The organism is Streptomyces sp. NPDC093094 (genome assembly GCF_044754345.1).
Lineage (GTDB): Bacteria > Actinomycetota > Actinomycetes > Streptomycetales > Streptomycetaceae > Streptomyces.
Genome location: NZ_JBIVOX010000001.1, coordinates 280371 through 298637, shown reverse-complemented (window position 1 = coordinate 298637; position 18267 = coordinate 280371). Strand labels below are relative to the sequence as shown.

Genomic DNA, 18267 nt, shown 5'->3' with positions numbered 1-18267 from the left:
CGGGCGGGTGCAGGTGTGCGGGTGAGGGCGGGCGGCGGGGTCAGTGCCGGCCGACCATGCGCACGTGGGGGGCGAAGTGGGTGACGGCGGCGGCGAGGCGGGGGGTGTCGAGGCGCCAGCCGTTGACGGCACGGGAGGCCATGAGGACCTCGAACGGCACGGGAACCAGGGCGCCGCCGACGGCGCGGGCCGTACGGCCCTGGGGGCCGGGCAGCGGCGGCGCACCCTCGTGCCGCACCAGCCCGACGTACGGGATCGACGAGTGCGGCACGCTCTGGCTCCACAGCGCCACCGCCTCGATGTCCTTCCAGGGGACGTGCGCGGTGGTGGCCCGGTACCGCAGCGGCGACCCGCCGAGCAGCACGCCGCTCGCGTCGACGCGCAGGGCGACCCTGCGGGTCAGCGCGCCGGCCGCCATGACCAGTCCGCCGCCGCCGAACAGCACGAGGCTCGCGATCCGGATGCCCGGGGGCATGTCGGGGAGAAACGCGCAGGCGGTGAACACGGCACAGATCAGAACGACCAGCGAGGTGCGGCGGTCGAAGCCGAAACGGGCCTCGTAGACAGGCGGTTCTGCGTCAGGCATGGCCGGATCATGGCAGAGGGGAACCGGCGCGGGAAGGCCGGGGTCACCGGCCGAGGGCGTGGTCGTGGAAGACGTCGTACTCGTGGCGGGCCTCCGGGGTGAGCCGGGACCGCTCGGGCTCCGTCAGCGGACGGCCCGTCGCGACCGCGATCCGGCCCAGCGACTCACCGGCGCTCGCCCGCACGATGTCGGGCGCGTCCGTGTCGCCCGCCACGTGGAGCAGGGCCGCGCGTGCCCGGGGGTCGTCCGTCGCCCAGAGGTCCATGGCGGCGTCGTCCCGGCCGCCGATGTCCGCGCCGGGGTCGAGCAGCACCTCGACGAGGGCTCGCACCTGTTCGGCGTCCGCAGCGGTGCCTTCCTCTCGTTTCGCGGCCGGGTGTGTGCGGGTCGCCGCGTACGGCGCAGGGCCGCACCTCCCGTGGGAGATGCGGCCCTGAGAGGCCGGGCCCTGACCTTACTTGCGGATCAGGCTGCGCAGCACGAACTGCATGATGCCGCCGTTGCGGTAGTAGTCCGCCTCGCCGGGGGTGTCGATGCGGACGACCGCGTCGAACTCGACGCCGGTGTCGGTGGTGACCTTCACCGTGCGCGGGGTGGTGCCGTTGTTGAGCTCCTCGACGCCCGCGAAGGAGAAGGTCTCCTCGCCGGTCAGACCGAGGGACTCGGCGGTGGCGCCCTCCGGGAACTGGAGCGGCAGCACGCCCATGCCGATGAGGTTCGAGCGGTGGATGCGCTCGTAGGACTCGGCGATGACGGCCTTGACGCCGAGGAGCGCGGTGCCCTTGGCGGCCCAGTCGCGGGACGAGCCGGAGCCGTACTCCTTGCCGGCCAGCACGACCAGCGGGATGCCCTGGTCGATGTAGTTGCGCGAGGCGTCGTAGATGAACGACACCGGCGCGTCGGCCTGGGTGAAGTCGCGGGTGTAGCCGCCCTCGGTGCCCGGCGCGATCTGGTTGCGCAGGCGGATGTTGGCGAACGTGCCGCGGATCATGACCTCGTGGTTGCCTCGGCGGGAGCCGTAGGAGTTGAAGTCACGACGCTCCACACCGTGCTCGGTGAGGTACTTGCCGGCCGGGGTGTCGGCCTTGATGGCGCCGGCCGGGGAGATGTGGTCGGTGGTGACCGAGTCGCCCAGCTTGGCCAGGACGCGGGCGCCGGTGATGTCGGAGACCGGGGCCGGCTCCATGCCCATGCCCTCGAAGTACGGGGGCTTGCGGACGTAGGTGGACTCGGCGTCCCACTCGAAGGTGTTGCCGGTCGGGACCGGGAGCGACTGCCACTGGGCGTCGCCCGCGAAGACGTCCTGGTAGGACTTGTTGAACATGTCCTCGCCGATGGCGTTCGCCACGACGTCGTTGACCTCGGCCTCGGAGGGCCAGATGTCCTTCAGGAAGACCGGGTTGCCGTCCTGGTCGATGCCCAGGGCGTCCTTGGTGATGTCCACCTTCATGGAGCCCGCGAGGGCGTACGCGACGACCAGCGGCGGGGAGGCCAGGTAGTTCATCTTGACGTCGGGGTTGATCCGGCCCTCGAAGTTGCGGTTGCCGGAGAGGACCGAGGTCACGGCCAGGTCGTGGTCGTTGACGGCCTTGGAGACCTCCTCCGGCAGCGGGCCGGAGTTGCCGATGCAGGTGGTGCAGCCGTAGCCGACGAGGTTGAAGCCGACCTTGTCGAGGTACGGGGTCAGGCCCGCCTTGTCGAAGTAGTCGGTGACGACCTTCGAGCCCGGGGCGAGGGTGGTCTTGACCCACGGCTTGCGGGTCAGGCCCTTCTCGACCGCCTTCTTGGCCACCAGGGCGGCGGCGACCATGACGTACGGGTTGGAGGTGTTGGTGCACGAGGTGATGGCCGCGACGGTGACCGCGCCGTGGTCGATCTCGTACGTCGAGCCGTCGGGGGCGGTGACGGTGACCGGGTTGGTCGGGACGCCGTCGGTGGCGGCCGGGGCGTCGGAGGCCGGGAAGGACTCCTTGCCCGCCTCGTCGGCGGTGTCGACGTAGTTGAGGACGTCGGCGGCGAACTGCTGGGCGGCGTTCGCGAGGACGATGCGGTCCTGCGGGCGCTTCGGGCCGGCGATGGAGGGGACGACCGTGGAGAGGTCCAGCTCCAGCTTCTCGGAGAAGTCCGGCTCGGCCTTCGGGTCCAGCCAGAGGCCCTGCTCCTTGGCGTACGCCTCGACGAGCGCGACCTGCTGCGCGGAGCGGCCGGTCAGACGCAGGTAGTTCAGCGTCTCGTCGTCGATCGGGAAGGTCGCGGCGGTGGAGCCGAACTCCGGCGACATGTTGCCGATGGTGGCGCGGTTGGCGAGGCTCGTGGCCGCCACACCCTCGCCGTAGAACTCGACGAACTTGCCGACGACGCCGTGCTTGCGCAGCATCTCGGTGATCGTGAGGACCAGGTCGGTGGCGGTGGTGCCGGTGGGCAGCTCGCCGGTCAGCTTGAAGCCGACGACGCGCGGGATCAGCATGGAGACCGGCTGGCCGAGCATGGCGGCCTCGGCCTCGATGCCGCCGACGCCCCAGCCGAGGACGCCGAGTCCGTTGACCATGGTGGTGTGCGAGTCGGTGCCGACCAGGGTGTCGGGGTACGCCTGGCCGCCTCGGACCATGACCGTGCGCGCCAGGTGCTCGATGTTCACCTGGTGGACGATGCCGGTGCCCGGGGGGACGACCTTGAACTCGTCGAAGGCGGTCTGGCCCCAGCGCAGGAACTGGTAGCGCTCCTTGTTGCGGCCGTACTCCAGCTCGACGTTCTGGGCGAAGGCGTCGTTGGTGCCGAACTTGTCGGCGATGACGGAGTGGTCGATGACCAGCTCGGCCGGGGCCAGCGGGTTGATCTTCGCCGGGTCGCCGCCGAGCTCCTTCACGGCCTCACGCATGGTCGCGAGGTCCACGACACAGGGAACGCCGGTGAAGTCCTGCATGATCACGCGGGCCGGCGTGAACTGGATCTCCTGCGACGGCTGGGCCTGGGAGTCCCAGCTGCCGAGGGCGCGGATGTGGTCGGCGGTGATGTTCGCGCCGTCCTCGGTGCGGAGGAGGTTCTCCAGCAGCACCTTCAGGCTGTAGGGAAGGCGCGCGGAGCCCTCGACCTTGTCCAGCCGGAAGATCTCGTACGACTCGTCGCCCACCTGCAGCGTGCTGCGGGCGTCGAAGCTGTTCGCCGACACGACAGTCTCCTTCATTGATGTGCGCGTACCACCGCATCCTGCCGCCACGCCGGCTTGGCCGATCCGCTAAGGTAAGGCTAAGTTAGGTAAACCTTACTAGGGTGGCGGCTGCGGTGCGCCTCGGCAGATATCTCGATGTCGAGATAACTCTAGTACATGGGGGCGGGATGGTCATGCCCAGAGCCCGGGCGGTGTGCCGTCACGCCTGTGGCGTGCGTCTCCGCGCACCGGCGCGAAGATCTGACCGGACACGGTCATCACCGCCCGGAGCCGGGGTACCCGAGAGGCAGGGAGGCGACCGCCTCCGTGACACGACCCCGACGGGAGGCACAGATGCCCCTGACGTTCCGCAAGAGCTTCCGGATCCTTCCCGGCGTACGGCTGAACATCAACCGCCGCTCCTGGTCCCTCACCACCGGCGGCCGGCACGGCCCGCGGCACACGCGCAGCAGCACCGGACGTCGTACGACATCGATGGATTTGCCCGGACCTTTCGGATGGCGTCGCACCCGGTCCTCCGGGCGACGTTGACGAGGCGTCACCCGAACGGACCCCCCGGCGGGCGCCATCTCATATCTGAGATAGCCTCACCCTCATGGCAGACGACTACCTCGTACGCATCGGCAGGCTCATCCGTGACGCCCGGCAGCACCGGGGCTGGACACAGACGCAGCTCGCCGAGGCGCTCGGAACCAGCCAGAGTGCCGTGAATCGCATCGAGCGCGGCAACCAGAACATCAGCCTTGAGATGATCGCCCGCATCGGGGAGGCCCTCGACAGCGAGATCGTCTCCCTGGGCTACGCCGGCCCGATGCATCTGAGGGTGGTCGGCGGACGCCGGCTGTCCGGCGCCATCGACGTCAAGACGAGCAAGAACGCGTGTGTGGCCCTGCTGTGCGCCTCGCTGCTCAACAAGGGCCGCACGGTGCTGCGCCGGGTGGCCCGCATCGAGGAGGTCTACCGCCTGCTGGAGGTGCTGAACTCCATCGGCGTGCGCACCCGCTGGATCAACGGCGGGGTGGACCTGGAGATCGTGCCGCCCTCCGAGCTGGACATGGCGGCGATCGACGCCGAGGCGGCCGTGCGCACCCGCTCCATCATCATGTTCCTCGGCCCGCTGCTGCACCGCATGGACCGCTTCAAGCTGCCGTACGCCGGCGGCTGCGACCTCGGCACGCGCACCATCGAGCCGCACATGATCGCGCTGCGCCGGTTCGGCCTGGACGTCGCCGCGACCGAGGGGCAGTACCACGCCGTCGTGGACCGGGGGGTCCGCCCCGACCGTCCGATCGTGCTGACCGAGCGCGGTGACACGGTGACCGAGAACGCGCTGCTGGCCGCCGCCCGGCACGACGGCGTCACGGTCATCCGCAACGCCTCCTCCAACTACATGGTCCAGGACCTGTGCTTCTTCCTGGAGGAGCTCGGCGTCAAGGTCGAGGGCATCGGCACCACCACGCTCACCGTGCACGGCGTGCCGGCCATCGACGCCGACGTCGACTACTCCCCCTCCGAGGACCCGGTCGAGGCGATGAGCCTGCTGGCCGCCGCCGTGGTGACCGAGTCGGAACTGACGGTGCGCCGGGTACCGATCGAGTTCCTGGAGATCGAGCTGGCCGTCCTGGAGGAGATGGGCCTCGACCACGACCGCACGCCCGAGTACTTCGCGGACAACGGCCGGACCCGGCTGGTGGACCTCACCGTGCGGCCCTCCAAACTGGAGGCGCCGATCGACAAGATCCACCCGATGCCGTTCCCGGGCCTGAACATCGACAACGTCCCGTTCTTCGCGGCCATCGCGGCGGTCGCCTCCGGCAAGACCCTCATCCACGACTGGGTCTACGACAACCGCGCCATCTACCTGACCGACCTCAACCGCCTCGGCGGCCGCCTCCAGCTCCTCGACCCCCACCGCGTCCTGGTCGAGGGCCCGACCCGCTGGCGCGCGGCCGAGATGATGTGCCCGCCTGCACTCCGTCCCGCCGTGGTCGTCCTGCTGGCGATGATGGCGGCCGAGGGCACGTCGGTGCTGCGCAACGTGTACGTCATCAACCGCGGCTACGAGGACCTCGCGGAGCGCCTCAACTCCGTCGGGGCACAGATCGAGATCTTCCGGGACATCTGACAGCCTTCGGGAACGACGCCACCGCACCCCTCCTGACCTGCATATATGTATGCCAGGAGGGGATTCGGTGGTGCCTGCGGGGCTTCTCCGGGACTTCGAGGCGGGACCGAGAGGCCATGTGCCTGAAGAGTTCGGGCAAGAGCGGTCTCCCCGGCTCGCCGTCCCCGCGTCCGGGCGTCCGACAGGCGTGCCGCCTGTCCGGGCGTCCGGCCCAGGACTCCGGCGGCCGGCGCGTGACTGCGTGTCACCCCGCCGTTCTGCCGATGTCGTCCGAGCGTGCCACGAAGTGGAGGGTGTGGTCCTCCACCCGGTACAGGAAGGCGCCCGCGTCCTCGTCGGTCCTGAAGAACTCGGAGCCGGCGTCGTAGCTGACCCTGCGGGTGACGCCCTGCCAGGGGGCGCGCAGGAGTTCGGAGCGCAGGGCGGTACGGGGGTCGTCGCCCGCGGCGGTCAGGCCGTGGGCGGCGAAGCGTACGGCGTCGTACGCCTCGGCGGCCCAGGGCGCGGGAGCGGTGCCGAAGCGGGCACGGTGGGCCGCGGCGAAGGTCTTGAGACGGGGGTCGGCGGCGTCGGTGCAGCCCGTGCCGATCAGCCAGCCCTCCGCCTCCGCGAGGAAGCGCGCTCCGAGCACGTGCTCGTTCGCCAGGCACGGGCCGCGGTACCCGGCCTCGCGCAGGGCACGGGCCAGGGACGCGGCCCGGCCCGGATCGACGCCCGCCAGCAGGACGGCGTCGTCGTCACGGTCGGCGATCCGCCGGGCCACGGAGCCGAAGTCCCGGTCCGCGGCGGCCTCCTCGACCGTGGCCTTCCCGTCGAGCTTCTTGTGCACGACGATGCTGCGGATCGTCCGGAGGCTCTCCTCGGCGTCGGTCAGGTCGTGCACGACCGTGGTGCGGGCCGGTTTCACCACGCGGTTCAGATGGCGCAGGATCGCGGGCGGTCCTGCGGTTCTCGTCGAGCGCATCAGCAGGGTCGTGGTGGTGGTGACGGCGTCGAGCTCGTCGGTGTCGGCCCGCGTGACCAGTTGGGCCAGACGGACCCGGGCGCAGGCTTCCGTCGCGGCGGGCACGGTCGCGTTGGTGCCCGCGCCGATCACCACGGACACCTCCGGATCGGCGGCCAGCCGGGCGACCGCGGCGGCGGCCCCCTCGGCGGTGCCTGCGTCGTCGGCGGTGCGCAGGACGAGGTCGAAGGCGCGTCGCGAAGCGCCGTTGTGTTCGCTCACCGCCAGCCGGGCGCCGCGCTCGTGCGCGGTGAACACGGCGTCGGACCGGTCACCGAGGAGGCCGATCGCCCTCCGGGGCAGGGTCTTCGTGCCGGTCGGCGCGGGCGGGCCGGGGCGGCCCCAGAGCCACCAGCCGCCCACGCTCGCCGCACCCACGCCGAGCACCGCACCGCCGACGGTCAGCGCCCGGCGCCGGGAGGCCCCTGCCCTCGGCCCGGCCTCGCGTGTCACCGTGTCCGGTGCTTCCGGCGTGTCCGCCGCCGGAGGCCCCTCGGTGACCGTGCCCTGCGGCACCGGCAGCTCCAGCACCCGCGCCGCGCGGGCCGCGACCAGGGCGGGCACGCCCTCGGGCAGCCAGTGCCGTTCGTCGAACCGGCCGAAGAACTCACGGAGTTCGCCCACCGCCGGACGCTGCTCCGGGTTCTTCGACAGACACAGCCGTACGATCCCGGCGAGCTCGCCGGGCACTCCGTCCAGGTCGGGCTCTTCACGCACGGTCCGGTACAGCACCGCGGCCGCTCCGCCGGAGCCGAACGCCGGGCGGCCGGTGGCCGTGTGGGCGAGGACGCAGCCCAGTGAGAACACGTCGCTGGGCGGTCCCACCGTGCTGCCGCGGGCCTGCTCGGGCGAGAGATAGCCGGGCGACCCGACGACCGACCCGTCGGTGGTGAGCGCGGTGACGCCGACCGCGCGGGCGATGCCGAAGTCGATCAGGCGAGGGCCGTCCGCGGCGAGCAGGATGTTGGCGGGCTTCACGTCCCGGTGGACGAGCCCGCAGGCGTGCACCCCCTCCAGCGACTCGGCCAGCGCGGCCCCCAGGCAGCGCGACTGCTCCGCCGGCCAGGGGCCGTGCAGGGCGACGGCCTCGGCGAGGGAGGGGCCGGCCACGTAGGCGGTGGCCAGCCACGGGGAGCGGGCGTCGGCGTCGGCCGCGAGCACCGGCACGGTCCAGCGGGCCCGCAGCCCAGCCGCCAGTTCCGTCTCGCGGCGGAACCGGGCGCGGAACCCGGGGTCGTCGGCGTGCTCGGGGCGGATCGACTTCAGGGCGCACCAGATGCCGTGCGGGGAGCGTGCCAGGTACACCACGCCCATCCCGCCCGCGCCCAGCCTCGCCGCCAGCCGGTACTCACCGATCATGGACGGGTCGGACGGCAGCAGCCGGTCCACTCCACCGACCTCCCTTCTGTCCGTCTCTGCTGTCCGCCGGTCGTGCCCGCCTGTCGCGCCCGGGGCTCAGCCTCCGGCGCCCGCCGCGGCCTGGAGGTCGGCGAGGGAGCCCAGTTGGCGGAAGCGGCCGTTGTGCGCCTCGTGCACGTATGTGCTGGTCATCCATCCCTCCCCTTCGCTGTTGTACTGGTGGTAGTCGCCGAAGGTGTACGTCCGGTCCATGCCCTGGTAGGTGACCTTCGCCATGCGCTCGCCGAGCGCGGCCCGCACCGGGCGGGCACCGCGCTTCGCGGGTACCGTGCGGGCGAACTCGCCGAGCAGCATGCGCACCGAGTCGTACGCCTCCGCGGCGTACGGTTCCGGCGCGGCCTTGTAGCGGGCCCGCCACGCGGCGGTGAAGTCCCGCGCCGCCCGGGTGGTGAGCGCGGACGGATCGGCCGCGGAGTCGACGACGTACCAGCCTTCGCCCGCGGTGCCCGCCAGGCTCGGGAACTCCGAGCCGTACAGCAGATGCTGCATCCAGCGCGGGCCGGTGAAGCCGGCCGTGGCGAGCTGCCGGGCCGCGGCGACGGTGGCGTCCAGGGGGCCGAGGTAGGCGATGGCGGTCACTTCGGAGGCGAGCAGCCCTCGTACGGCGTCCGGGCCGTCGCCGGTCCCCTCGGCCACGACGCGGGGCACCGCCTGGCCGCCGAAGGTGTCGCGCCACTGCCGCACGAGCAGGGACGCCTGGTCCTGGACGGTCGTGCCCCCGGAGCGGTCCAGAACCACGCCGATGCGCCCCAGCCGGTTGGTGATCAGGGCGTGCAGGGCGATCCACCCGCCGAGCGCGACATGTGCCACGCCGGTCTGGAAGGACGCCGTGGGTGAGGTGACGAAATAGTCCAGCTGGCCCGTGCTGCTGGACACATGGGTCAGCCCGGCCCGACCGTAGACCTTCGCCGCCGACCGCATCGGGAGCTCGGTGACGGGCCCGAGGACGGCCACCACGTCCCGGTCGGCGGTGAAGCGGCTCGCCACGTCCTGTGCGCCGGCCACGTCGCCACGGTCCCGCAGCACCCGGACCTTCAGGTCGTACCTGCGGTTCCTGACGGCGTTGTGCTGGGCGACGGCGAGCAGGGCGGCGCGTTCACTGACCCGGCTGATCGGCTCCGCGGAGTCGGTGACATGCACGCCCAGGGTGTACACGGGGCGGACGGCGGCGGGCTTCTCGTCCTCGTCCTCGCGGCCGGTGAGCAGCGCGGCGGCACCCGCGCCTCCCCCGGCCAGCAGCAGCGCCCCGCCGGCCAGCAGCAGTCGGCGCCGGTTCGGTCCGGGAGCCGCGGTGTCCCGGGGTTCGTCGCCGGCGGCCGCCGGTGCGCTGCCGGAGCCGTCGATCTCGGTCGGCTCGATCCCGGGCAGCGCGAGACCTTCGGCGGAGCGCGTGGCGATCATGCGGGCGATCGCGTCGGGGAGGTGGAGGGTGCCGTGCGGGGCCGGTGGCAGGCCGTCGTCTGCCGGGGCCGGCGGTCGGGCTCCGCCGTCGGGGGCGCCGTCGTCCGGGACCTCGTCGAATGGGGCGCCGTCGGTCAGGAGGTGTCGTAGCTCCTCGGCCGTCGGCCGGTCCGCCGGGTCCTTGGACAGACAGCGGGAGACGAGGGCCAGCGAGCCGCCGTCGATCCCTTCGAGCCCGGGTTCGTCGTGGACGGTGCGGTACAGCAGGGCCTCCGGCGTGCCGGTGCCGAAGGGCGGGCGGCCGGTCAGGGAGTGGGCCAGGACGCCGCCGAGGGAGAAGACGTCGCTCGCGGAGGTGGCCGGTTCGCCGCGGGCCTGTTCGGGCGAGAGGAAGCCGGGGCTGCCGAGGACCATGCCGGAGGCCGTCAGCGCCGTGTCGTCCTCGGCCCGGGCCACCCCGAAGTCGATCAGCCGGGGCCCGTCGAGGGCCAGGAGCACGTTGCCGGGCTTGACGTCCCGGTGGACCAGCCCGGCCGCGTGGAGGTCCGCCAACGCGTCCGCCAGCAGCCTGCCGAGCGAGCGGGCGGCGGCCGGGGGCAGCGGGCCGTGTGCGGCGACGGCCTCGGCGAGCGAGGGGCCGGGCACGAACGCGGTCGCCAGCCATGGCTCGTCGGCCTGCGTGTCCGCGCCGAGCACGGGCACCACCCAGCGGTTCGTCACCCGCTGGGCCAGGTCGGCCTCGCGGGTGAACCGTGCCCGGAAGGCAGGGTCGTGGGCGCTGTCGCCCCGGATCACCTTCACCGCGGCGAGGGTGCCGTCCCCGTCGCGTCCCAGGTAGACCACGCCCATGCCGCCCGCGCCGAGACGCCGCAGCAGCCGGAAGCCGGCGATGCGGGACGGGTCGGTGGGCATCAGCGGCTCACTCATCGCGAACCCTCCGTCTCCTCGGCGGTGCCCGTGCTCTCCTCGCTCCCCGCGGTGGCGGCGTCCTTGGCCGTGTTGCCGCCGATGCTGTCGATCTCGGCGGAGGTGTGACCGGCTCCCTGCGCCACGCCCCCGGCGATGTCGGTCGCCTCCTCGGCGCTGTGGCCGGCCCCGATCCGGTCCGTCGCGGCCACCGTGACGGGTCCGAGCCGGTACTTGAACCAGTCGAACTGCAGGGCACCCTTCGTGCCGTCCACCAGGTACTCGCCGGTCTCGACGAGGTCGTCGTCGGTGATCCCGTTGCGCGCCTCGGAGAACGGATCGGCCCGCGAGTACAGTCCGCGTACCCGCTCGGTGGCGTTGAGCCGCTGGTCGGGGCAGCGCAGCGCCTCCTCCAGAGACAGTGCCATGTCCCGGCGGGCGGCCGTGGTGTCCTTGTGGACGGTCACGGTCAGGGACACGTGCACCGGTCCCCTGTCCCCCTCGCCCGGAAGCACGAACCTCCGGGTGAGGCTGGCCAGGACCGTGCCGGGCAGCGGCTGCCGCTGCCACACGCAGTCCTCGTCCAGCACGGCCCACCCGGCCGGGTCGCTCTCGAACGGCTGCGCCTTGCGGAACCCCGGCCCGAAGTTGTCCGGCCGCACGGTGAGCCCCCTGACGAACGCCACCGCCTCGGCGCGGGTCTTCGGCGCCCGCTCCTCGTCCATCGTGTACGGCTCGTCCTCGTCCCCGGTGGCCGTCGGGGACGGGGTGCCGTCGGCCCCGTCCGCCGCGCCCGGCGCCGGAGCGGTCGTCGCCGGCCCGGCGGAACCGCCGTCCGCCCCACTCGTGCACCCGGCGAGCAGCAGGGTCCCCGCCATCGCTGCCACGACCGTTCCCCGTCCGGTCATGCCGGCCCCCGCCCGTAGGGACGCGCCCCGCCGTCCGACGGTACGCAGGGGGACAGTCTGGCGCACCGAGCCTGCCGTGGAACAGCAACTCGACTTATCTGCAACGGACTTGGCACATCAGCGGGCACCGTACCGGGCGGGCCCGGGAGCAGCGCGGCACCATCGGGCGCGTCGCCTTTACCGGTCACGCCCACAGCAGGGGTTTCTCGTGGGCCGGCGCACCCGGCAGAGCGCGTCCCCGCCGCAGCCCCTCCGCGGAGACACCCTTCGGCATCCACCGCGGTCCGCATCGGCCGCGGTCGCCGCGGGCACGCCGGCGGTGAGCGCCAGGGCCGTCGGTGCGCGCAGCATGCGGGAGGGCCGGCCGGCGCCCCGGGGAGCCGGACGAGGGGTGAAGCAGCACGGTGAGGGCGCCCGTTCACGGCGCGAGGGTGTCCGTCGTGAACAGCCAGTGCTCGTGCAGGCCGATGCGGTGCAGAAGGGTGCGGGCGAGGTCGGTGCGGGTGTCGGTGTCGGGGGCGTCACGGTCGTAGAGCAGGCCGGCGATGTCGCCGCTGTGGGCGCTCTGGATGCCGAGGGCGCCGGTCTCGCGGGCGACGGCGTGCAGGGCGTCGAGGCACGGGATGGGCAGATGGCGCTGGTTCAGGTCCGTGCTCGCGGTGGCGACCGCGCCCAGGAGGGCCGCGTCCTTGGTGTGCACGGCCTCGCGCAGCAGGGTCCGCAGCCGGGCGAAGGCGGCCCGCTCGGCGCTGTCGTAGCGGGCCGGCGGCAGGGCCAGGGTGTCGATGCCGCGGCCGCCGGGCCGGGAGCCGAAGCCGAGGACGCGCACGGCCGGCAGCGGGTGGCCGAAGTCCTCGACGACCTCGCCCTCGCGGTGCGCGAAGAGCACCGAACTCTCCCGGAACATCAGCGAGTCGGACGCCGTCTCCGCGCGGACCGCCATCCGCGCGACCGTCCCGGGCGTCAGCGTGACCCCGAGGGCGGCCTGCACCGCGCCGACCGCGGCCAGCACATCACTGGTGGACGAGCCGAACCCGCGGCCCGGCGGGACCTCCCCGGTCAGTTCGAGGCGGCCGCCGGCCGGCGGGTCCCCGGGCCGGGCACAGGCGTCGGCTGCGAGCCGCGCCGCGCGCAGGGCCTTGCTCTTCCAGGAGGGCGAGACGGTCAGCCGTCCGCCGGGGGCGGGGGTGAACGTCGCGCGGGTGGTGTGCAGGGCGCAGGGCAGGGTGACCAGGGCGCGGGTGGGGCGGCCCCGGTGGGTGAAGACCCCTTGGAGGACCTCGCCGTGATGGACCGGCGCCGACGCCGTGCCGGTACGCCAACCGGAATGCTCCGCCATGCCCTTGACCTCCTCCGAGGGGCGACGAGCGGAAGTATGGGGCCCGTAGGGGTGCACTCAGCACCACCCCTGTCGGGGTGCTACACCCAGTGCGTGTGAGGTGTGCGGTGAGTAACTTCGTCAGGGTGAGGGAACCGGTGCACGCCGACGACAGAGGAACTGGGATGTCACGACACACGGAGGAAGCCGGCGCCGAGGCACTGCGGCTGGACGGTGTGACCAAGGTGTACGGCAGGGGCGACAGTTCGGTCGTCGCCCTGGACGACGTCAGCCTCAGCCTGCCGGTCGGCGAGTTCACCGCCGTGATGGGCCCTTCCGGCTCGGGCAAGTCCACTCTGCTGCAGTGCGCCGCGGGACTGGACCGGCCGGACAGCGGGACCGTCTTCGTGGAGGGCGAGCCGATGACCGGCCGCAGCGAGGCGGCTCTGACGCGGTTCCGGCGGACCCGGATCGGGTTCGTGTTCCAGCAGTACAACCTGCTGCCCACGCTGACGGTGATGCAGAACACCGTGCTGCCGCTGAAGCTCGCCCGGCGCCGGGTGGACAAGCGGGCCGCCCGCGAGATCCTCGACCGGGTGGGGCTGGGCGACCGGCTCGACCACCGGCCCGACCAGCTCTCCGGCGGCCAGCGCCAGCGGGTCGCCATCGCGCGGGCCCTGGTCGCCCGGCCGCGGGTGATCTTCGCGGACGAGCCCACGGGCGCCCTGGACACCCGCAGCGCCCGCGAGATCCTGCTGCTGCTGCGCGAGACGGTCGCCGTCCACTCCCACACCGTGGTGATGGTGACGCACGACCCCGTCGCCGCGTCGCACGCGGACACGGTGCTGTTCCTCGCCGACGGCCGGATGGCCGGCCGGATGGACGTCCCCACGCCGGAGGCCGTGGCCGAGCGTCTCACGCACCTCGGCGACCGGCACCCCGGCGACAACCGCCGCTCGGAGGTGTGACCGTGTTCGCGATGGCCCTGCGCAACGTCCGCTTCCAGCCCGGCCGGCTGGTCTCGACCCTGCTGGCCACCTTCCTCGGCGCGGCCATCGTGATGGCGTTCGCCTCGATGTTCGACACCCGCAGCGCCCCCGGTGTCGACGACACCAGCGCCACCTCGCTGGGCATCGCCGCCAACGTGGTCGGCGGCTACGGCACACTGCTCGTCTTCTTCGCCGTCGCCTCCACCATGACCGTCAACGTCCGCCAGCGGTCGGGCGAACTGACGCTGCTGCGCGCCGCCGGCGCCACTCCGGGCCAGGTGCGGCTGATGGTGGTCGGCGAGTCCGCGCTGGTCGCCCTCGTCGGCGCGGCCCTCGCGATCGTGCCCGCGTGGTTCGGCGGGCGGGCGCTGCTGGACGTGTTCCAGGACACCGACCAGGTCGCGCCCTCGGTGGACTACGTCTTCGGCGCCGTGGCCCTGGCCATGGGGTTCGGCACCACGCTGGTCGCCGCCGTCGGGGGCGCCTTCCTGGCTGTGCGCCGGGCCACCCGGAGCGCGCTGGGGCGGACCGAGCAGCCCCGGACACGGGCGCGGACGACGGGTGCCGTGGTGCTGGCCCTCGTCGCGGCCGGACTGCTCGCCGTGACGGGGACCCTGGAGCCGGACGACCCGATCCTGATGGCCCCGGCGGGCTACGGAGCGATCCTGCTCTCGCTCGGTCTCGGTCTGCTGGCCCCGGCGCTGCTGCGGATCCTGGCGGCCCCGGCGCGCGGCACGCTCTCCGGGATGACCCTGCGGCAGGGCGCCGACCGGCAGTCGGGCATCTTCCTGCCGCTGGTCTCCTTCGTCGGGATGGCGACCGGCACCCTGTACATCCAGACGGTCGCGACGGACACGCTGAAGGCGTCCGGGCTGTCGCAGACCGTGGAGGACAAGAACCTGGAGACGCTGAACCTGGTGGTCGTCGGGATCATCGTGGTGTTCGCCTGCGTGATGCTCGTCAACGGCCTGTACGCGGCGACGTCCGAGCGGGTCCGGGAGTTCGGGCAGCTGCGGCTGGCCGGGGCGACGCCCCGTCAGGTGCTGGGTGTCGTCGCGGCGGAGGGGCTCGCGCTCACCGTGCTCGGGGTGGTGCTGGGCACCGGGGCGGCCGTGGCCGGCATCCTCGCCTACAGCCGGGCCCGCACCGGCGACGCGGTGCCCGAACTGGGTCCGGCGATCTGGGTGACGATCGCCGTGATCGCGGCCGCGTCGACCCTGGTGACCACGCTGGCGACGGCACGCCAGGTGCTGCGCGTGCCCGCGGTGGAGGCCGCCTCGGCCGGGGCCTGAGCCGGGGCGGCCGCCCGCCGGGCCCGTGCCCCGGCGGGCGGCCGCCGTGGCCGGAGTAGGGGTGGGGAAGGGGTAGGAAGCCCCTCCCCCGCCCCTGCATGATGGCGCCGCGGGCGGTGTCGCGGTGGACCGCGCGAGCCCGCCCCGGCATCCGCAGCCGCCCGCTCCTCCACCGCCGCGACCGAGAGGGACCACAGCCTCATGACGGAACGTGACAGCCGGCAGTTCGAGAAGTTCACCCTCCCCGACGGCCGCGCCATCACCTGCACCAACGAGTTCAACACGGCCGGTGTGTGGCAGGAGTTCTCCGACGGCCTGTACGCCCGGTCGGTGGCGGTGCTGCGGCCCGGCGACACCATCGTCGACGTCGGCGCCCATGTCGGGCTGACCGCGCTGCTGCTCGCCGGGACCCAGCCGGGCATCCGGGTCGTGGCCTGCGAGCCGGCGCCGCCGACGTACGCGTGTCTGGCGGACAACTTCTTCCGGCTGCTGCCGAAGGGGGTGCCGGTGAACACCGCGATCGGCGCCTCGGCGGGCACGGCGGAGCTGACGTACTACCCGCAGAGCGAGGTGATGACCACGCTGCACGTGGACGAGGCGGACGACCGGCGCAACATGGAGGCCGCACTGCGCAACGCCGGGGTCGACGACGCCTCGCGGCGCGAGTCGTTCTTCACGGCGTCCCGCTCCGGGGCGCGGCGGTTCGAGGTGCCGGTCATCACCCTGTCGCAGCTGATCGAGGAGCGCCGGATCGAGGAGATCGGCCTGCTGAAGATCGACGTGGAGCGTGCCGAGCTGGACGTGCTGCGGGGGCTCCAGGAGCGGCACTGGCCGCTGGTGCGGTCGGTGGTGGCCGAGGTGCACGACGTCGAGGGCCGGCTGGACGAGTTCCAGGGGATGCTGCGCGACCACGGCTTCCGGATCGACGACACCCAGCAGGAGATGTACAGCGGGGCCAGCACGCACATGGTCACCGCGAACCGTGTCTGACACCCCGGATCCGTGCCGGTGATCGGGGACCTGGTGCCGTCGTGGGCCGTGGCCCGGCACCGCTACGACGACGTTCCCGGCGAACCGGCGGACGTGCTGTTCCCCGAGGAGGCCGCCCGGATGGCCCGGGCCGTGCCGCAGCGGCAGCGGGAGTTCGCGTCCGTGCGGGTGTGCGCGCGGGCGGCGCTGGAGCGGCTCGGGGTCGCGCCGGTGCCGCTGCTGCCCGACCGTCGGGGGGCTCCGCAGTGGCCGGCCGGTGTCGTCGGCGGGATGACGCACTGCGACGGGTACCGGGCCGCCGTGGTGGCACGCACCGGTGACGCCGCCTCGATCGGTGTCGACGCCGAGCCCGACCGGCCGCTGCCGGAGGGGATCCTGGAGGCCGTCGCCCTGCCCGCCGAGCGGCGGATGGTCGCCGAACTGGCCTCCCGCCGTCCCGGCGTCCACTGGGGGCGGCTGCTGTTCAGCGCCAAGGAGAGCGTCTTCAAGACGTGGTACCCGCTGACCCGGCGCAGCCTGGAGTTCGAGGAGGCCGAGCTGACCGTGTCCCCGGACACCGGTACGTTCCGGGCCCGGCTCCTGGTGCCGGGCCCGGTGGTCGCCGGACGCCGGGTGGAGGTGCTGGACGGCCGGTGGGCGGCGGGGTCCGGCCTGCTGGTCACGGCGATCGCGCTGCCGGCGCGGTGACGGCACGGCCGCGGGGCGGCCGTGCCGGTCAGGCCACGGGGGCGAGGCTGCGGCCGGCCCCGGCGAGGGACTCCAGCGCGGGGACCGTGTCGGCCAGGGTGGGCGTCGCCAGCATCTCCTGCTGCACCTCCCGGGCGTTGCGCCGGAAGGACGGCTCCCGCAGGAGGCGCAGGACGAGTTCGCGGACGCGTTCGGCGGTGGCGTCGGCCAGGTCGACGTAGAGGCCGTAGCCGCGTTCCTGCTGGGCCACGGCGGAGGAGCGCTCGCTCCAGGTCGTGCCGGGCACGATGAGCTGGGGGACGCCGTTGACGACGGCGTTGCCGATGGTGGCGCCGCCGCCCTGGTGGACGATCGCGGAGCAGGTGGACAGGACCTCGTTCATGGGCACGAAGGGCTCCGCGCGCACATTGGACGGCAGCCGGTCCACGGAGGACAGCTGGGAGCGGTCGAGGGTGGCGACCACCTCGATGTCCAGGTCGCCCAGGGCGCCCAGCAGGTCCGTCACGGACGCCTGTTCGTAGCCGTGGACCTGGCGGTTGGACACGCCGAGGGTGAGCATCACCCGGGGCCGGCCGGGTTCCTGGAACACCCAGTCGGGCACCGCGAGCGGCTTGTTGACCGGCTCGAAGCGGACGGGCAGGTAGTTCACGTCGAGGGGGAGGCGGACGCAGGCCGGCGAGGGGTCGACGGTCGCCATGCCGAAGCGCAGGTCCTCGTGGAAGGCGGCGCCGTGCCGCCCCAGCCAGTCGGACATCCAGTCGGCCAGCGGGTCGGGCCAGTCGGTGTCGGGCCGGCGGGCCCTGAGCTTCTCGTACTCGAAGTGGACCCGGGCGTTCTGGTCCTGGGCGTAGAGCATGCGCACATGGGCGGCGCCGACGACCTGGGCGACCATCGGCGCGGTGTACATCAGCGGGTCCCAGACGATCAGGTCGGGCCGCCAGTCGCGGGCGAAGCGCAGGGTCTCCGACAGCAGCCGGTCACGGTTGAAGTACTGGACCATGCCGGTGGTGGAGCGGTACACGTCGGCCACGAAGTCGTCGGTCAGCTTCTCCGGCCGGGTCTCCGACAGCGGCGAGTAGCTGTTCGCCGTGCCGTTGCCGGGTTCGGCGTACCTGCGGTGCAGGGCGATGTCCATGTCGCCGCCGGCCCACTGGCAGTCCAGTCCTGTCTGGAGGAACGGGTCGATCTCCGAGGGGTTGCGCTGGCCGACGTAGCGCACCTCGTGACCGGCGGCCCGCAGCGCCCAGCCGACAGGGGCCAGGCTGTAGATGTGGGTGCGGGTAGGGAACGACATCAGCATCACGCGCACGGAACTCTCCCAAAGCCGAGGCGGGGTGATGCCGATTTATACCGTGCGCGGGCCGGGCCGGGCGCGGCCCGGACGGCAGGTTAGGGGTCCGCCGCGGGCACCGCGGGACGGGCCCGCCCGGCCCGCCGGGGCGGCGCCCCGGGCGGGCGGACGTCCGGCGCGCGT

General features: G+C 73.1%; 14 protein-coding genes. 6 read left to right on the top strand and 8 right to left on the bottom strand.

All coding sequences use genetic code 11. The features are described from left to right. Positions 1-40 precede the first annotated feature (40 nt). From ACIQGV_RS00965 to acnA, 3 genes are all read right to left on the bottom strand, one after another. Complete coding sequence (locus ACIQGV_RS00965; RefSeq protein ID WP_402488576.1) at positions 41-586, bottom strand: hypothetical protein; 546 nt, start codon at positions 584-586, stop codon at positions 41-43. Positions 587-629: 43 nt separating this feature from the next. After that, complete coding sequence (locus tag ACIQGV_RS00960; protein WP_402488573.1) at positions 630-917, bottom strand: hypothetical protein; 288 nt, start codon at positions 915-917, stop codon at positions 630-632. Positions 918-1040: 123 nt separating this feature from the next. Further along, positions 1041-3755: an aconitate hydratase AcnA gene (gene acnA, locus ACIQGV_RS00955; RefSeq protein WP_402488570.1), complete on the bottom strand. Its 2715-nt coding sequence runs from the start codon at positions 3753-3755 to the stop codon at positions 1041-1043. A 333-nt stretch (positions 3756-4088) separates the two neighbouring features. Here acnA and ACIQGV_RS00950 point away from each other — a divergent pair, with 333 nt between their 5' ends. Then, a complete protein-coding gene (locus ACIQGV_RS00950; protein WP_402488567.1) occupies positions 4089-4286 on the top strand; it encodes a DUF4236 domain-containing protein in 198 nt (65 codons plus the stop codon). A gap of 64 nt (positions 4287-4350) precedes the next feature. Beyond that, positions 4351-5880, top strand: coding sequence for a helix-turn-helix domain-containing protein (locus ACIQGV_RS00945; protein ID WP_402488565.1), 1530 nt, complete (start codon positions 4351-4353; stop codon positions 5878-5880). Positions 5881-6124: 244 nt separating this feature from the next. On the opposite strand, the gene ACIQGV_RS00940 is transcribed toward ACIQGV_RS00945, so the two are convergent. The 4 genes from ACIQGV_RS00940 to ACIQGV_RS00925 form a co-directional block, all read right to left on the bottom strand. Further along, the gene (locus tag ACIQGV_RS00940; RefSeq protein WP_402488562.1) at positions 6125-8272 is read right to left on the bottom strand and encodes a bifunctional serine/threonine-protein kinase/ABC transporter substrate-binding protein; all 2148 of its coding nucleotides are present in this window, start codon (positions 8270-8272) and stop codon (positions 6125-6127) included. 66 nt (positions 8273-8338) lie between these two features. Beyond that, the gene (locus ACIQGV_RS00935; RefSeq protein ID WP_402488560.1) at positions 8339-10630 is read right to left on the bottom strand and encodes a bifunctional serine/threonine-protein kinase/ABC transporter substrate-binding protein; all 2292 of its coding nucleotides are present in this window, start codon (positions 10628-10630) and stop codon (positions 8339-8341) included. Further along, positions 10627-11517 (bottom strand): hypothetical protein, encoded by an 891-nt coding sequence (locus tag ACIQGV_RS00930; RefSeq protein ID WP_402488557.1) that lies wholly within the window; start codon positions 11515-11517, stop codon positions 10627-10629. The genes ACIQGV_RS00935 and ACIQGV_RS00930 overlap by 4 nt, the downstream gene beginning before the upstream one ends. Positions 11518-11935: 418 nt before the next feature. Beyond that, entirely contained in the window at positions 11936-12856 is a 921-nt protein-coding gene (locus ACIQGV_RS00925) for a kinase (protein ID WP_402488555.1), read from the bottom strand. A 164-nt stretch (positions 12857-13020) separates the two neighbouring features. On the opposite strand from ACIQGV_RS00925, the gene ACIQGV_RS00920 reads away from it, so the two are divergent. The 4 genes from ACIQGV_RS00920 (at position 13021) to ACIQGV_RS00905 (ending at position 16793) form a co-directional block, all read left to right on the top strand. Continuing rightward, a complete protein-coding gene (locus tag ACIQGV_RS00920) occupies positions 13021-13803 on the top strand; it encodes an ABC transporter ATP-binding protein (protein ID WP_402488553.1) in 783 nt (260 codons plus the stop codon). Between the two features lie 2 nt (positions 13804-13805). Then, complete coding sequence (locus ACIQGV_RS00915) at positions 13806-15116, top strand: ABC transporter permease (RefSeq protein WP_402488551.1); 1311 nt, start codon at positions 13806-13808, stop codon at positions 15114-15116. A gap of 201 nt (positions 15117-15317) precedes the next feature. Then, positions 15318-16106 (top strand): FkbM family methyltransferase, encoded by a 789-nt coding sequence (locus ACIQGV_RS00910; RefSeq protein WP_402488548.1) that lies wholly within the window; start codon positions 15318-15320, stop codon positions 16104-16106. Positions 16107-16118: 12 nt separating this feature from the next. Then, a complete protein-coding gene (locus ACIQGV_RS00905) occupies positions 16119-16793 on the top strand; it encodes a 4'-phosphopantetheinyl transferase (RefSeq protein WP_402488546.1) in 675 nt (224 codons plus the stop codon). A 28-nt stretch (positions 16794-16821) separates the two neighbouring features. On the opposite strand, the gene ACIQGV_RS00900 is transcribed toward ACIQGV_RS00905, so the two are convergent. Then, a complete protein-coding gene (locus ACIQGV_RS00900) occupies positions 16822-18093 on the bottom strand; it encodes a nucleotide disphospho-sugar-binding domain-containing protein (RefSeq protein ID WP_402489458.1) in 1272 nt (423 codons plus the stop codon). Positions 18094-18267 lie beyond the last annotated feature (174 nt).

Coding starts and splice junctions, on each gene's coding strand:
- ACIQGV_RS00965 (WP_402488576.1), bottom strand. CDS start 586: ATGCCTGACGCAGAACCGCCTGTCTACGAGGCCCGTTTCGGCTTCGAC.
- ACIQGV_RS00950 (WP_402488567.1), top strand. CDS start 4,089: ATGCCCCTGACGTTCCGCAAGAGCTTCCGGATCCTTCCCGGCGTACGG.
- ACIQGV_RS00945 (WP_402488565.1), top strand. CDS start 4,351: ATGGCAGACGACTACCTCGTACGCATCGGCAGGCTCATCCGTGACGCC.
- ACIQGV_RS00935 (WP_402488560.1), bottom strand. CDS start 10,630: ATGAGTGAGCCGCTGATGCCCACCGACCCGTCCCGCATCGCCGGCTTC.
- ACIQGV_RS00930 (WP_402488557.1), bottom strand. CDS start 11,517: ATGACCGGACGGGGAACGGTCGTGGCAGCGATGGCGGGGACCCTGCTG.
- ACIQGV_RS00925 (WP_402488555.1), bottom strand. CDS start 12,856: ATGGCGGAGCATTCCGGTTGGCGTACCGGCACGGCGTCGGCGCCGGTC.
- ACIQGV_RS00920 (WP_402488553.1), top strand. CDS start 13,021: ATGTCACGACACACGGAGGAAGCCGGCGCCGAGGCACTGCGGCTGGAC.
- ACIQGV_RS00910 (WP_402488548.1), top strand. CDS start 15,318: ATGACGGAACGTGACAGCCGGCAGTTCGAGAAGTTCACCCTCCCCGAC.
- ACIQGV_RS00900 (WP_402489458.1), bottom strand. CDS start 18,093: ATGCTGATGTCGTTCCCTACCCGCACCCACATCTACAGCCTGGCCCCT.